Source organism: Microbacterium sp. C7(2022), assembly GCF_028823665.1.
Taxonomy (GTDB): Bacteria; Actinomycetota; Actinomycetes; order Actinomycetales; family Microbacteriaceae; genus Microbacterium.
The window spans coordinates 371,772-387,081 of sequence record NZ_JAPEHV010000002.1; the positions used below are offsets into that span (position 1 = coordinate 371,772).

At 66.1% G+C, this 15,310-nt stretch carries 13 protein-coding genes; 3 read left to right on the top strand and 10 right to left on the bottom strand.

All coding sequences use genetic code 11. The annotated features are described in order from the left end of the window. Nucleotides 1-9: 9 nt before the first annotated feature. The 6 genes from ON062_RS03865 to nhaA all read right to left on the bottom strand — a co-directional run bounded on the left by ON062_RS03865 (nucleotide 10) and on the right by nhaA (nucleotide 5,916). Nucleotides 10-177, bottom strand: a complete 168-nt coding sequence (locus ON062_RS03865; RefSeq protein ID WP_274645801.1) for a MetS family NSS transporter small subunit — start codon at nucleotides 175-177, stop codon at nucleotides 10-12. Continuing rightward, the gene (locus ON062_RS03870; protein WP_274645802.1) at nucleotides 174-1,748 is read right to left on the bottom strand and encodes a sodium-dependent transporter; all 1,575 of its coding nucleotides are present in this window, start codon (nucleotides 1,746-1,748) and stop codon (nucleotides 174-176) included. Before ON062_RS03870 ends, ON062_RS03865 begins: the two co-directional genes overlap by 4 nt. Before the next feature lie 77 nt (nucleotides 1,749-1,825). Beyond that, a complete protein-coding gene (locus ON062_RS03875) occupies nucleotides 1,826-2,641 on the bottom strand; it encodes an SGNH/GDSL hydrolase family protein (protein ID WP_274645803.1) in 816 nt (271 codons plus the stop codon). Nucleotides 2,642-2,730: 89 nt separating this feature from the next. Then, complete coding sequence (gene hisS / locus ON062_RS03880) at nucleotides 2,731-3,987, bottom strand: histidine--tRNA ligase (protein WP_274645886.1); 1,257 nt, start codon at nucleotides 3,985-3,987, stop codon at nucleotides 2,731-2,733. A 67-nt stretch (nucleotides 3,988-4,054) separates the two neighbouring features. Beyond that, the gene (locus ON062_RS03885; RefSeq protein WP_274645804.1) at nucleotides 4,055-4,735 is read right to left on the bottom strand and encodes a MazG family protein; all 681 of its coding nucleotides are present in this window, start codon (nucleotides 4,733-4,735) and stop codon (nucleotides 4,055-4,057) included. A gap of 2 nt (nucleotides 4,736-4,737) precedes the next feature. Next, the gene (gene nhaA, locus ON062_RS03890; RefSeq protein ID WP_274645805.1) at nucleotides 4,738-5,916 is read right to left on the bottom strand and encodes a Na+/H+ antiporter NhaA; all 1,179 of its coding nucleotides are present in this window, start codon (nucleotides 5,914-5,916) and stop codon (nucleotides 4,738-4,740) included. A gap of 143 nt (nucleotides 5,917-6,059) precedes the next feature. Between nhaA and ON062_RS03895 the strand changes: the two genes are divergently transcribed. Beyond that, nucleotides 6,060-8,732 carry a phosphoenolpyruvate carboxylase gene (locus ON062_RS03895; RefSeq protein ID WP_274645806.1) on the top strand — a complete coding sequence of 891 codons (2,673 nt, stop codon included), beginning with the start codon at nucleotides 6,060-6,062 and terminating at the stop codon, nucleotides 8,730-8,732. 92 nt (nucleotides 8,733-8,824) lie between these two features. Then, entirely contained in the window at nucleotides 8,825-8,995 is a 171-nt protein-coding gene (locus ON062_RS03900; protein ID WP_274645807.1) for a hypothetical protein, read from the top strand. A gap of 15 nt (nucleotides 8,996-9,010) precedes the next feature. Here ON062_RS03900 and ON062_RS03905 read toward each other — a convergent pair whose 3' ends face one another. Further along, the gene (locus ON062_RS03905; RefSeq protein WP_274645808.1) at nucleotides 9,011-9,610 is read right to left on the bottom strand and encodes a gamma carbonic anhydrase family protein; all 600 of its coding nucleotides are present in this window, start codon (nucleotides 9,608-9,610) and stop codon (nucleotides 9,011-9,013) included. Between the two features lie 33 nt (nucleotides 9,611-9,643). Then, nucleotides 9,644-13,246: a transcription-repair coupling factor gene (gene mfd, locus ON062_RS03910; RefSeq protein ID WP_274645809.1), complete on the bottom strand. Its 3,603-nt coding sequence runs from the start codon at nucleotides 13,244-13,246 to the stop codon at nucleotides 9,644-9,646. A 54-nt stretch (nucleotides 13,247-13,300) separates the two neighbouring features. Between mfd and ON062_RS03915 the strand changes: the two genes are divergently transcribed. Continuing rightward, nucleotides 13,301-13,897 (top strand): hypothetical protein, encoded by a 597-nt coding sequence (locus ON062_RS03915; protein ID WP_274645810.1) that lies wholly within the window; start codon nucleotides 13,301-13,303, stop codon nucleotides 13,895-13,897. Between the two features lie 5 nt (nucleotides 13,898-13,902). Here the strand turns inward: ON062_RS03915 and pth are convergent, their stop codons facing one another. Together pth and ON062_RS03925 are read right to left on the bottom strand one after the other, a co-directional pair. Then, nucleotides 13,903-14,487 carry an aminoacyl-tRNA hydrolase gene (gene pth / locus ON062_RS03920; RefSeq protein WP_274645811.1) on the bottom strand — a complete coding sequence of 195 codons (585 nt, stop codon included), beginning with the start codon at nucleotides 14,485-14,487 and terminating at the stop codon, nucleotides 13,903-13,905. Nucleotides 14,488-14,602: 115 nt separating this feature from the next. Then, complete coding sequence (locus ON062_RS03925; RefSeq protein ID WP_274645812.1) at nucleotides 14,603-15,217, bottom strand: 50S ribosomal protein L25/general stress protein Ctc; 615 nt, start codon at nucleotides 15,215-15,217, stop codon at nucleotides 14,603-14,605. Nucleotides 15,218-15,310 lie beyond the last annotated feature (93 nt).

Consider the following 15,310-nt stretch of genomic DNA (forward strand, 5'->3'; position numbering starts at 1 on the left):
CCGACGTCATCAGGTGTCTCGCTCTACCGGCGCGTCGTCTTCGCGGTGATCGTCGGCGCCTCCCGGCGGGTATTCAGCCGTCTCGGGCCGCGCGCGCACGAACAGGATGCTGGCGAACAGCCCGCCCCAGACCACCACCAGGGCGAGCAACAGGAACACCACGGCGATCGCGGTCATCGGGCGACCTCCTTCTCGAACGCGGGCCACACGGGGAACTCATCCGGCGAGCGCTTCCACCGCGTGAGCGGCATCACGATGGCCATGATCACCATGAACAGCACCGAACCCCATCCGACGGCAATCAGATACGCCGTGGGATAACCCGCATAGCCTTCACCGATCAGCGAGATGATGCGACTGATCAGCATGTAGGCAAGCACCACCGGGGCGAGCAACCCGACGAAGAAGATCCACGTACGACCGACCCGGAACGTGGACACGCTGTTCAGATGGAAGCGTAGTTCTGCCCCCTTCCTCAGCACCCAGATCACGAGCACGGACGTGAGAATCGCGGATGCCACGATGCCGACGTTGTTCGCCCATTGGTCAGCAGTGTCGAGGGCGATGAGCCCCGTGGTCGTGGAGAACAACAAGATCGACAGCACCGCAGAGACGACGCCGATGGATGCCGCCGCGCGCCGCGGCGAAATCCCGAACTTGTCTTGGAAGGCCGCCGAGACGACTTGCAGCACCGACAGCAAGGACGTGAACCCGGCCATCACGAGTGATCCGAAGAAGAGGATGCCGAAGATCGGGCCCCCGGGCATCTGCGAGACGATCGCGGGGAACGTGATGAACGAGAGCGTGACCCCGGTGAGACCGTCGAGGTCGCTGACGGCGATCCCCTGCTCGAATGCGAAGAATCCGAGAGTGGCGAACACACCGATCCCGGCGAGGATCTCGAACGAGGAGTTCGAGAAGGCCACAACCAACCCTGGGCCGGTGAGGTTCGAACGACGCTTGCGATACGACGCGTACGTGATCATGATGCCGAACGCGATCGACAGCGAAAAGAAGATCTGGCTGTAGGCGGCGATCCAGACATCCGGGTTCGCGAGAGCTGCCCAGTCAGGCGTGAACAGGGCGTTGAGACCGTCGGCGGCGCCGTCCAGGAAGAGCGCGCGTACGACGAGGATGAGGAATGCGGCCACCAGCAGCGGCAAGAAGATGAAATTTGCGCGCTGGATGCCGCGGGCAACACCGCTGGCGAGCACGGCGATGACCACGATCCAGACGATTGCGAGCGGAATGAGCACACCGGGAACGAACTCGAGACTGAGCCCGGGCTCGCCCACCTGCAAGTACTCCCCGATCAGGAACCCTGCGGGGTCATCGCCCCAGCGCAAATCGAACGAGAAGACGAAATAGCTCAGCGCCCATGCGATGACCGCCGTGTAGTACAGCCCGATCACGAACGCGATCGCCACCTGGAACCAGCCGAGCCCCTCGAGCCACTTCCCATGACGGGGACCGCCCAACCGCCGAAACGCCAGTGGCGCCGCGCCCCGAAAGCGATGTCCGATCGCATAGTCGAGGAACAGGATCGGGATACCCGCCGTGACGAGCGCCACCAGGTACGGAATCAGGAACGCTCCCCCGCCGTTCTCGTAGGCCACCCCGGGGAAACGCCAGATGTTCCCCAATCCCACAGCCGATCCGATCGCGGCGAGGATGAACCCGACCTGGCCGGTCCACTCCTCCCGCTGGGGAGCAGCGTTCGAGCCCGTCGTCGTCTGATGTTCAGCCATCTGTGACTCCTTCTGAGATCGGATGGATGACTCGCACGCTACCAGCGCATAGGCCCAGCCCGAGAGAGATTTCGGCGTCAGCGTTGCGCGCCACCCAGCGCGCGCATCACGGCCGGCGTCAGGGCCTCTGCGGTGCGCCGATAGCCCAACGCGCTGGGGTGGAATCGATCGAGCGAGAACATTTCATCGGGCTCCGAGATGAAGAATGGTCCCACCGCCCGACCGAGAGATACCGCATGTGCACCCAGGCGCTCGGCAACCAGAGCTTGCTGCGCCGCCAGTTGGCGAGACAGGCGCGAGCCGAGAGCGCGGAGCGGCTGCGGGACGGGGCGCAGTGCGCCGAGGTCCGGGCATGTACCCACGATCACCGCGCTGGACTGCCGATGCAACCGCTCGATCGCCTCCGCGAGGTGGCCGACGGAATCGGCCACCGGAACGCGGTGTGTCACGTCGTTGCCGCCGACCACGATGACCGCGACGTCGGCCCGATAGCCTGCGGGCAGCTGATCGAGCTGACGACCCAGTTCGGAAGACTCCGAGCCCACCACCGCCGCGGTCGTCAGCCGCACCGGTCGGTGGGCCTGCTTCGCTGTCGACTTCGCCAGTCGGCCCCCGAGGGTGTCTTTTCGTCGGCTCGCGCCGAGCCCCGCCGCGATCGAATCGCCGAGCAGCAGCAACTCGATGGGCTCACCGGGCAGCGAGCGTCGCCACACGCGATCCGCATCGAGGGCGTCCTCACCGAGGGGCTTTCCAATGCGGCGCCGGGCGATCGCCGCTTGTTGCTGCAACACGGCACGGGCAACGAACGAGGCAACCACGAGCACGGCCGCTGTGCCTGCGGTCACCGCCACCGTGACATGAGCCCCGCTTCGGCTTTCGAGGGTGCGTGCCATGAACGAAGTGCACCCTGCCGAAATGAATGACGGGAAAACCGGGGGTTACCGCCCTGCTCCTCCCGCAAGCCGCGGGCGAGACATGGGCATCACGCCAAAGTCTTGACCTCAAGCTCGGAAGGATCCAAGCCCGCCGAAAGCACGGCGAACGAGGTGTACCCCTGCCCCGCAGCGCGTTCAAGCAAGGCCTTGAGATTCTTTGTCCGGGTCTCCAGGCGCGCGCGACGACCCTGCGAGACGAAGTACGCCTTCGCCGCCAGCAGTTCGCCGAGCGGCACATTCGCATCGTGGACGACGACAAGCGCGTCGGATGCCGCATCTTGCGCGTCCGAGATGAGGTCGACGATCCGCTCGAACCCGATGGAGAACCCGACCGCCGGCACATCCTGACCCAAGAAGCGTCCGATCATGCCGTCGTATCGTCCGCCGCCGCCGAGCGAATAGTCGACCGAGGGATGCGCCAGTTCAAAAATGGTGCCGGTGTAGTACCCCATGCCCCGCACCAGGAACGGGTCGAAGGTGAGCGGAATCTCGTCAGTCCCGCGTGCCGCGCGCACGGCGTCGCCAATGCCGACCAGGTGCTCCACCACGTTGCCGGGTACCCCTTCGGGCAAGAGCTTTCGCAGCTGGCGCTCGCCGTACGGGACGTACTCGAGAGTCATAGGCCGGGTGAGGAACCCCTCGAGCGCGTCGACCGCGGGAGCCGTTGCACCGCGCTCGCGCAGCTCGGCGACAACGCCGGACGGGCCGACTTTGTCCAACTTGTCGAGCGTGATGAGCACGCCGGGGCGCTCGGTGAGTTCGAAACCGAAGTGCTCAAGCATCCAATCGAGTACGCGCCGATCGTTGATCCGCACGCTCGCGCCCTCGAGGCCGAGCGCATCCAGGGTGTCGAGGCTCGCCACGATCAGTTCCGCCTCGGCCCTGGCCGTCGCATCGCCCATGATGTCGATGTCGCACTGCATGAACTGGCGATAACGGCCCTTCTGGGGGCGCTCTGCCCGCCATACGGGGGCTATCTGGATCGAACGGAACACCGTCGGCAGCTCGCCCCGATGAGTGGCGTAGAACCGGGCAAGAGGAACGGTCAGGTCGTAGCGCAGCCCGAGGTCGGTAAGGTCGGCGGGCGAGTCTGCCGCGCGCACGATCGCGTCGGCGTCGAGCCCCCGCTTGAGCACGTTATATGCGAGCTTCTCGTTGTCGCCGCCGATCCCGGCGTGTAGGCGTGAGTACTCCTCCATGACCGGAGTCTCGATCTCGTCGAATCCGTGGGCGCGATAGCGCTCTCGGATGACGGCGAGCACGCGCTCGCGGCGCGCCTTGTCTGCAGGGAGGAAGTCGCGCATGCCGCGCGGCGGGTTCACAGTTGCCACGTGCTCTATCTTTCCAGGTCGCGGGCAGGTGCCCGGCGACTCACCCAGACGCGGGGTGTTCGCCGGAGCGCTCGGCGTTGCGAATCTGGCTCTCGACAAAGCGCACCTGCTCTCGGAGCGCCCGCTCCGCGTCCCATCCGTTCTCTCTCGCGCGAACAACGAGCGCCAACAAACTGTCGCCGAGTTCCGCTTCCGAGGCTGGCTCTGCCAGCGCGCGGTTCAACTCGACACCCACGAGGCGGGCTTTGGATGCCACTTTCTGCGCGAGCGCGAGTGACGGCATCCGCTCACTCACTCCGTCGAGCACGCTGGTGCGGGTGCTCTTCTCGGCGGCTTTCGCCGCGTTCCAATGCACGAGCACTTCTTCCGGTGTGTTCGCGACAGCATCCGCGAACACGTGCGGATGACGACGCACCATCTTCTCGGTCAGCCCCCGGGCAACATCATCGATGTCGAAGGGATCATCGTCATCGCGGGATGCGATCTCAGCGTGGAAGAGCACCTGCCAGAGCAGGTCGCCGAGCTCTTCACGAAGGTCGTCTCGCGTCCCGGCCTCAACGGCATCGATCACCTCGGCACTTTCTTCGACGAGGTACGGCACGAGAGCGCGATGGTCGATCTGTTGCGACCACACGCACCTCTCCCGCACGGCGCGCATCGTGTTCGCGGCTTCGCGAAGCGCGTCCTCGGTGCCAGCACCGTGAGCCGGGATGTTCGTCATGCTCAGCTCGCGTCGGCGGCAGATGATTCCGCCGCGGTGACGGCAGCCACCGCCCGGTGATGCCGCGCACGCCACGACACAAGGATGCCCGCCAAGAGCAGCGAGATCATCGATCCGGCGAGCACACCGAGCGTGGCCTCGTCGCGCAATTCGCTGTTCCCTGCGAACGCGAGCTCAGACAACAGCAGCGAAACGGTGAACCCGATGCCGCCGAGTGCTCCCGCGGCGAGAAGGTCGGTGAACGCGAGCGGCGGCGGTCCCGCGGTGCGGCCGACGCGCAGCGAAATCCACCCGAACAGCGAGATGCCGACGATCTTTCCCACGGGCAGCGCGATGAGCACGCCGAAGAATGCCGGCGTGAGCTCGCTGAACCCGACCTGGGGAATGGCAACCAGCGCCGCCGCGAAAGCGAAGATCGGCAGAACGAGTCCGTTGACCCAGGGCTCCAGCACGTGCCGCGCGTGCAGGGCGGGCTGCTGCGACATGGCGAGACCGAGGGCGACACCCGCAATCGTCGCGTGCACACCGGAGAGGTATGTCAGCGCCCAGGCGAGGATGCCGAGGAGCACGAGCACGATCGTGATCGGGATGCGTGCCTTCGTGTCGAGTCGCCGACTGAGGATCCCGAAGGCGATCACCGCAACGGCAGCGGCTCCCAGCATCGCGAAGTCGACATCCGCAGTGAACAGGACGGCGATGAAGACAATGCCGACGATGTCATCGAGGATCGCGAGCGCGAGAAGGAAGACGCGGAGGGCCGAGGGCAGGCCGCGCCCGAACACCGCAAGAACACCGAGGGCGAATGCGATATCTGTCGCCGTCGGGATCGGCCAGCCGTTTGCAGACTCCGTGCCCCACGCGAACGCGAGGTAGACAGCGATCGGCACGAGCACGCCACCGGCGGCAGCGATAGCCGGCTGGAGCGCTTTCTTCGTTGAGTTGAGCTGCCCGTTGGTCAGCTCGAACTGCAGCTCGACAGCCACGACGAAAAAGAAGAGAGCGAGCAGGCCGTCCTTGATCCAGTGATCGACCGAGAGTTCGAAGAACCCGGGAATGCCGACGTAGGCGTGCATCACGTCATCGGCAGCGGGGCCGAGGGCCGAATTGGCGACAATCAGCCCGAGCGCTGCCGCGCAGAGCAGCATGATCGCGGGAAAGCGTGCAGAGCGAAGCAGGGACATGGGGTCCTTTCAGAGTGCAGTCGGCGTGCTCCACCGACGCCGACCAGACTTCCCGGCACTCCGCCACCGAGTCTAACGACGTTCAACGTCACATGCCTCGCCGCCGTGACGGGAACGAAACACACCGACGGTAGCGTGGAGGGATGCGTGAACTCACCCAGACCGAGGCGATCGATCTCGTCGGACGCTTTGAGGCCGGTCAGGAAATCCCGGAGCAGATGCGCTCGGACGTCAGGTTGCTGGGCTCGTTGCTCGGCAAGATTCTGCGCGAGAGCGGTACACCCGGACTCTACGAAGACGTCGAACGACTGCGGACGGCGACAATTCAGGCGTACACCGATGAGTCGCCCGAGGCGTTCGAGCGTGCGGCGGCGATCGCGGATTCCTTCACTGTGGCTCGGGCCGACGAGGTTGCTCGTGCATTCACGGCGTACTTCCACCTCGTGAATCTCGCCGAGGAGCACCAGCGCGTGCGCGTGTTGCGTGAGCGTGATGGCCGCCCCGCGCGCGAGAACGCCACTGACTCCGTCGCGGCTGCCTTCGTCCGGCTGGCCGAAGAGATCGGAGACGACTCCGCGCTCAGCCGTCTACAGGATCTCCGCTTCCACCCCGTGTTCACGGCGCACCCCACCGAAGCGCGTCGCCGCGCGGTGTCACAGAGTATCCGTCGACTGTCAGAACTCTTGGAACAGCACGACCAGGCGTTGCGAAACGGCGCTGATGAGCGACGAGCCGAGAGGCGCATGCTGGAGGAGATCGACACGCTATGGCGCACCGCGCCGCTGCGCCCCCAGAAACCGTCGCCCACGGACGAAGTGCGCGCCGTCATGTCGGTTTTCGACGAGACTCTCTTCACGGCGGTTCCTCACGTATACCGACGCGTCGACGACGCACTGCAAGGCCCGGCCGCTGGCGGCCGTGCGCCCGTCGTGCGCCCCTTCGTCCGCGTGGGCTCGTGGGTGGGTGGCGACCGCGACGGAAACCCGTTTGTCACGGCATCCGTCACTCGCAAGGCGGCGGCGATCGCCAGCGAACACGTGCTGCGAGGTCTCGAGCGCGCAACCGATCGCATCGGACGCAACCTCACACTCGACAGCACGTCGACTCCCCCTAGCGACGCCGCCAAAGCCCTGTGGCGCCGCTTGAAGTCGGCCGACGAAGAGGCTGCCGCCGAGATCGCGGAGCGCTCCCCCAACGAGCCGTACCGGCGTATCCTGCTGCTGATCGGACGCAAGCTCACGGCCACCCGGGAACGCGACGCAGACCTCGCCTATGCCCAGCCCGAGCACCTGCTGGCGGATCTTCGCATCGTGCAGGACTCGCTCGTCGCATCCGGCGCGGCTCGACAGGCCTACGGCCACCTGCAACAGCTGATCTGGCAGGTCGAGACGTACGGATTCCACCTCACCGAACTCGAAGTGCGCCAGCACTCCGCCGTCCACCGCAAGGTCCTCGCTGAGCTCGATGCCGGGGACTCGCTTAGCGATCAGGCCGAAGAGGTGCTCGATGTCTTCCGCGCCGTGGCGTTCCTGCAGGAGCGCTTCGGCCCCCGTGCCGCCGGTCGTTACATTGTCTCCTTCACACAGTCCGCCGAGGATTTGGCGAACGTCCACCGTCTCGCGGCCTACGCAGCCGGCCCCGATGGCACGATCCCGGTCCTCGACGTGATCCCGCTGTTCGAAACCTTCGCGGACCTGCAGGCAGCCCCGGGCATCCTCGCCGAGATCGTCGACCATCCTGCATTCGCGGCCCGCCTGGAATCCACCGGCCGCCGCTTGGAAGTCATGCTCGGCTACTCGGACTCTTCCAAGGACGTGGGGCCGGTCGCCGCGAACCTGGCGCTCTACGAAGCGCAGGCGAAGATTTCGGCGTGGGCGCAATCGGAGAAGATCGAACTCACGCTGTTCCATGGGCGCGGCGGTGCGCTCGGCCGCGGTGGCGGACCCGCCAACTCCGCGATCCTCGCGCAACCGCCTCACTCGGTGGACGGACGGTTCAAGCTCACCGAGCAGGGTGAAGTCATCTTCGCTCGCTACGGCGACCCCGCGATTGCGATGCGCCACATCGATCAGGTGGCCGCCGCGATCCTTCTCGCGTCGTCGCCGTCGAACGAGGAACGCAACCGCGCGGCAGCTGAGAAGTACGCCGACATCGCGGCCGTCATGGACGAATCGTCGCGGAAGCGCTTCTACTCACTCGTGAAGGCGCCGGGCTTCGCCCCCTGGTTCGCAACCGTCACGCCAATGGAAGAAATCGGATTGCTCGCGCTCGGATCCCGGCCCGCGCGCCGTGGACTTTCGGTGGAGTCGCTTGAGGACCTGCGGGCGATTCCGTGGGTGTTCGCCTGGACTCAGGCCCGCATCAATCTTGCGGGATGGTTCGGCCTCGGCACGGCATTGCAGGCCGTCGGTGACGAAGCGGTGCTGCAGCAGGCTTATCAAGAGTGGCCGCTGTTGCGCACCCTGATCGACAACGTGGCAATGAGCCTCGCGAAGGCCGACGATCGCATCGCACGTCGCTATCTCGCCCTGGGTGATCGCGACGATCTCGCGGATCTGGTCCGAGAAGAGATGGAACTCACTCGGGCGTGGGTGATCCGCGTGACCGGCGGAACAGAGCTATTGGGCAACAAGCCCGTGCTGCAGCGGGCCGTGAAGATGCGCAGCCCGTACGTTGACGCGTTGTCGCTGCTGCAGCTGCGCGCACTGCGTGCCCTGCGTGACGCGGACGAGTCGGCACCCGTCGACGTCGAACAGCAACGCCTGCTGTTACTCTCGGTGAGCGGCGTCGCAGCCGGCCTTCAGAACACCGGGTGATCGTTCTCGGCGCATCCTCGCGTCGAGACCCGCGCCCGACGACACGCGGCGTGTTCGGGGGCCATGTCGGTGACCGGGGTTACCGTGGGCGCATGGACCGAAAACGTGTGGTCATCGCCGAGATCTGCCCGACGTGCGGCTCGCTCGATGTCACCGCGGTGGAGCCTCGGTGGTTCGACATCGAACTCGATCGGCGTGACTGGCTCGAGAGTCCGCTCGTCGTCGAATTCGGATGCCGTTCCTGTGGCACCCGTTGGGAGTAGCGCGAGCGCAGATGCCTAGTCGACGGGCATGTCGTCGGCGTGCCGGGCGAGCGAGCGCCCATATCGCTCCGTCAGTTGCGCCATGAGGTCAGGAGTGTCACGGTCGAGCCCGAACACGTAGCCGGGGAAGTCGAGCTCGCGCTGCGCCGCCCAGATCTCTTCGTGGCGGTCGGGCGAAAGGATGCACACCGGGTCGCCGACGGCGACCCAACCGATCGGGACAGTGGATTCCGGCGGCAGCACCGTGCGTAGGTGGACGACCGCGTTGATGCGCACCTCGCTTCGCTCGCCGATCGTGGCGCCGTTGAACACACGCGTCCCCGTCGCGAGGAACGTTTCGTCCCCGACCGTGGCCCCCGACACGCTCGCCATGGGGCCTACCAGCACATGGTCACCGATATGCACCGGGTTCGTCGCGGTTGCCCGGATCAGTGCGTTCTCCATCACGATGACGCTCTGGCCGAGGGTGATCGCGCCGCCCTCGGACGTGATGACGGCACCGTGGAGCACCTGACAGTCCGCTCCGATGTGCACGTCGCCGCTGATCACGGCTGTCGGCGCGATGACGGCCGAGGGGTGGATGCGGGGCCGAACCCCGAGGTGTTCGAACTGCATGCGGCTCCTTCGACGCTGCCAGCGTAGCGTCGCTCAGGCGCTGTCGACAGGGGGTTTCTGCGGCCAGAGCTGCTCGATCAACTGACCCACCCACGCGATCAGATCCGCGTCGCCGAGCGGCGCTCCCCCGACCTTGGGCATCGGTACGACCAGCGCATCACCGCCCGAGAGAAGCTTCGCCGCTGGGTACAGTCGCTGCAGTCGGACGCGCATCGAATCGGGCAAGTGAGCCGGGGCGATGCGAAGGTTCGGTCCCATTGCGACAACATCGCTCAGACCGGCCTGCGCGGCACGGCGGCGCAAACGAGCGACCGCGAGCAGCCCCGCAACGTCCGCAGGCGGTTCGCCGTATCGATCGGTCAGTTCTTCGGTGACGGCATCCAGAGCATCGTCAGCCGCCTGCGCGGCAGAAGCGGCCGAGAGCTTCTGGTACGCCTCGAGTCGCAGGCGCTCGCTGTCGATGTAGTCCTCCGGAATCCGAGCCTGAACCGGGAGTTCGAGCCGAAGCTCCACCGGTCCCTCGGTTTCCTCGCCTCGGAACGCCGACACGGCCTCCCCGATCATTCGTAGGTAGAGGTCGAAGCCGACGCCGGCGATGTGTCCGGCCTGTTCGGCACCCAGCAGGTTTCCCGCCCCGCGGATCTCGAGGTCCTTCAGCGCCACCTGCATGCCGGATCCGAGGTCGTTGTTGACGGCGATGGTCTCCAAGCGGTCGGCCGCGGTCTCACTCAGCGGCTTCATCTCGTCGTATAGGAAGTACGCATAGGCACGTTCACGCGCACGACCAACGCGTCCGCGCAGCTGATGCAGCTGAGACAACCCATACTTGTCCGCACGGTCGATGATGATGGTGTTGGCGTTGGCGATGTCGAGTCCGGTCTCGATGATCGTCGTCGAAACCAGAACATCGGCGCGGCGCTCCCAGAAGTCGTCGACGACCTGCTCGAGCTGGTGCTCCCCCATCTGGCCGTGCGCAACCGCAATGCGCGCCTCGGGCACCAGCTCGGCAAGGTGGGCGGCCACCCGCTGAATGGACTGCACGCGATTGTGCACGTAGAACACCTGGCCCTCGCGCAGCAGTTCGCGACGGATCGCCGCGGCGATCTGCTTGTCGCTGCGAGCGCCGACGTAGGAGAGGATCGGATGCCGGTCCTCCGGCGGGGTCTGCAACGTCGACATCTCGCGGATGCCGGTGACGGCCATCTCGAGGGTGCGCGGGATCGGTGTTGCGCTCATCGCCAGAATGTCGACGTTCGTCTTGAGCTTCTTCAGCGCATCCTTGTGCTCGACGCCGAACCGCTGCTCCTCGTCGATGATCATCAGCCCGAGATCCTTGAAAATCACCTTCTCGGTCAGGATGCGGTGCGTGCCGATCACCATGTCGACGGTGCCGTCCGTGATGCCGGCCAGTGTGTCGCGCGCCTCTTTGTCGGTCTGAAAGCGCGACAGCGCGCGCACTTTGACGGGGAATCCCGCGAACCGTTCGGCGAACGTCTCCATGTGCTGCTTGACCAGCAGCGTCGTCGGCACGAGCATCGCGACCTGCTTGCCGTCCTGGATGGCCTTGAAGGCTGCGCGTACCGCCACTTCAGTCTTGCCGAAGCCCACGTCACCCGAGAGCAGGCGATCCATGGGGATGGGCTTCTCCATGTCGGCCTTGATCTCATCGATCGTTTGCAGCTGGTCCGGGGTTTCCGCAAACGGGAAGGCCTCTTCGAGTTCGCGTTGCCAGGGGGTGTCCGGGCCGAACGCATGACCCTTGGACGCCATGCGCGCCGAATAGAGTTTGACGAGCTCCACGGCGATGTCGCGCACAGCCTTGCGCGCCTTGCTCTTCGCCTGCGACCAATCGCTGCCGCCCATCTTCGACAGCACCGGCGCTTCGCCACCAACGTAGCGCGACAGTTGATCGAGCTGGTCAGTCGGAACAAACAGCTTGTCCCCCGGGTACCCACGCTTGGCGGGCGCGTACTCGATCACGAGGTACTCTCGCGTGCTCTTGACGGCGTTTCGGCCGCCGCTGGAGACGACGCGCTGCGTGAGTTCTACGAACTTGCCGATGCCGTGGGTGGCGTGCACGACGATGTCGCCCGGCTTCAGCTGCAGCGGATCGACGACGTTGCGTCTGCGGGAGGCGAGTTTTTTCACCACCCGCTGGTCGCCGCCGATCGTGCGCCCATAGAACTCGGACTCGGTCAGCACCGCCAGGCGCGCCTCGGCGAGCTCGAATCCGCGCTCGAGCTGCGAGACCACGGTGTACGCCACACCGGGCTCGGGCGCGGCATCCACGTGATCAACCATTCGTGCGGCGATCCCGCGCTCGGCCATAACATCACGCGCACGCTCGACGAGTCCCACGCCGGATGCGGCGACAACCACGTGCCAGCCGGCCGCAAGGCGTTCAGCGATGTGCGCCGTCGCACCGTCGACATTGCCCTGGAACGATGGGACAGCATCAGCCGGGACTTTGATCAGTCGTGCGGCGTCAAGCGCCGCATCGATGTCGAGCAGTCCGTCCGCCGCGGCATCTGCCGCGCCGGAGTCGAACGCGCTGATCGTCCACCACACATCGCCCCGCGCGTGCGCCGCCTCGCGCAGAGCCGGCAATGACACGAAATCACCGGTGCCGAGGTCGACGGGTGTGTCAGCTCCCGCCGTGGCGGCGCTCCACGCGGCATCCAGAAACTCGCGATTGGTGTCACTCAGCGTGATCGCCCGCGTGATCGAACGCTCGGGATCGACGAGCGAGACCGCCGCCGACCGTGGCAGGTAGTCGACGAGAGTCACGAGATCATCGACGAGGGCGGGAAGCAGAGACTCCATCCCCTCGACCGGAATGCCCTCGCTCATCTTCTCGAGCATCGTGCGCAGCCCGGGGAACGTCTCGTGGAGCTCCGCGGCACGTTGGCGCACAGTTTCGGTGAGCAATAGCTCGCGACTTGCCGTCAGAGTGACGTCCGAGACCTCGCCGGGCAGCGAGCGCTGGTCGGCCACCGAGAACTGGCGGATCTGATCGACCTCATCGCCGAAGAACTCCACTCGCACCGGATGTGCGGCCGTCGGGGGGAAGACATCGAGAATGCCGCCTCGAACAGCGAACTCGCCTCGCCGAGACACCATATCGACACGGTGGTAGGCGCGCTCAACAAGGTCGTGAACGACGTGTGCGAGGTCGTGCCCGCGGCTGCCCACTGCAAGATGCAGGGAGGCGATGTCCGTCAGTCCGGCAGCAATCGGCTGAATCGCTCCGCGGACGGAGGCCGTCACCACGAGAGGAGTCTTCCCATCCCATGCGGCGAGGCGGGCGAGAATCTCGAGTCGCTTACCCACCGTCTCGACACTCGGGCTCAACCGCTCGTGAGGAAGGGTTTCCCACGCCGGAAAGTGCATGATATCCGCGTCGGGCAGGAGCGCACTCAGGGCCGGGCCGATGGATTCCGCGCGTCGCCCGGTGGGCGCGATCAGCAGCAGGGCAGGCGGCTGGCCAGCGCTGCGCCGACGCTCCACCAGCGCCGCCAACAGTGGCGCCGACAGGCCCTCGACGATGGAGAAGTCTGCGTCTACGGGCGCCGCGGCGACGGCGTCCCGGAAGGACTCCGCCTGCTCGAGGGCGCGCACGATCCCGGAAACTGTCACCGCAGAAGTCTACGGCGCCCCTCGGACGTCAGCGGTCGCTTCTAGGATGAACGAGTGACCGATGGCGATGCCCGTCCCCCAGCCCATTCGACCGAGCCCGGCAATCCGCCGGCGCCGGGGAACACCTGGGCACCACCCGGCCATCGCCCGTTCACCCCGGCGTCGTCTGGGCCCCGCTACGCCCCACCCGCAGGCTACGCCGGACCCGCGGGAATTGCCGCTCCCACGGTACTCCCGGCATCGCCGCCACCCACCCCTGCCACTCAGGGGTCACCGCGCCGGCACACAGGGGCGATCGCTCTCACGCTGGCCCTGGTTGCAGCGGTGCTCATGCCGCTGATTGTCTCGGTGGCCGCGTTCGAGATCGGTCGGGGGACGATGAACTACTCCTCCCTGACCGCTGCGACGTTCGACTGGAGCACCCTCACACCCGTCCGCGATTGGGTCCTCCTGGGGGAGATTGCGTTCTGGGTGGGCACGCTGTGTGGCGTGTGGGCCGTCGTCCAGGGAATCGTCGCCACCGTAAAGCGCACAGGCCGCGGCATGGGGGTTGCCGCGATCATCGTCGCCGCGAACGGCCCGGTCATTTTCGTCGTGGCGGTTCAGATCGGAATCGTCATCGGGGCAGCAGTGGGCATCGCTGCGCTGTAAGCACCTCACACCTTGGGCGCATGAAACCTCTGCTGGGCGGCCAGGAGTCCTTCGCCCACCGTCTGCTCAACCGCGTCGGCGGCGTCACCTACGAGAATCGGCAGCACCTTCCGCTCCGCGGTGCTGAACGGATCGAGTACCCAGTCCGCGGCATCCTGTCGTCCCGGTGGACGACCGATGCCCACGCGCACGCGCACGAACTCAGGCGTGGAGAGAGCCTTGGCAACGTCGCGCACGCCGTTATGACCTCCGTGTCCGCCACCGATCTTGACCTTGATCGTGTCGAAGGGAATGTCGAGTTCGTCGTGCACGACCACCACGCGCTCCGGAGCAATGCCGTAGAACTTCGCCAGCCCGGCCGCAGGCCCCCCCGAGACATTCATGAACGTCTGCGGTTTGGCGAGCACGAGCTTGTCACCACCGGGGCGCAACCATGTCTCGACCACGCGCGCGTTGGCTTTGTGCGCGCGAAAGGACTCGCTCCGCCGTGCGGCGAGCTCGTCGATGACAAGGTGTCCGACGTTGTGCCTGGTCATCTCATAGCGCGGTCCCGGGTTGCCCAGGCCCACGATCAGCCATGTGTCTGCCATAGTTCCCTATCCTGCCGTTCCCTGCCCGCGTTGCGGCAACAGGAAGCCGTTAAGCGAATCGAGGGGGTGCAGATGCACCCCCTCGATTCGGATCAGCGCCTGGGCGCCTGAATCCTTACTCGGCTGCCTCAGCCTCGGCCTCGGCCTCGTCTGCGCCCTCCGCAGCCTCGTCCTCGTCGCTCGACACCGCGGGCGTCGACACAGCGACGATGAGTAGCTCGGGGTCAGCGGCCAGGGTGGCACCCTTGGGCAGCGTGAGCTCGGCGGCGGTGACGTGCGTGCCCTCTTCGAGGCCCTCGACGCTGACCTCGACGTGCTCGGGAATGTGGGTCGCCTCCACCTCGAGCGAGACCGACGTCGCGTCGAGGTTCACGATCGTGCCGGCAGCCGACTCACCGGTGACGGTGACCGGAACGTCGACGAGGATCTTCTCGCCCTTCTTCACCACGAGCAGGTCGATGTGCTCGATGATCTGGCGAACCGGGTCCTTCTGCACGTCCTTGACGAGCGTGAGGTGCGAAGCGCCATCGACGTCGAGCTCGAGCAGCGCGTTCGCGCGGCGGACCAGCAGGGCGACCTGGTGGCCGGGCAGCGCGACGTGGACGGGTGCGGTGCCGTGACCGTAGATGACAGCGGGGATCTTGCCAGCAGCGCGAAGGCGGCGGGCGAAGCCCTTGCCGAAGTTCTCGCGGACCTCGGCAATGACCTTGTGGTCGGGCTCAGTCGACATAATTGCTCCTTGCGGGCGCGAGGCCCGATTGATGTCGGGCCGGTGAACGGCCCAGGTGTGTGGGGTCTGTTTCGACTCGAACGCAAACGCGTG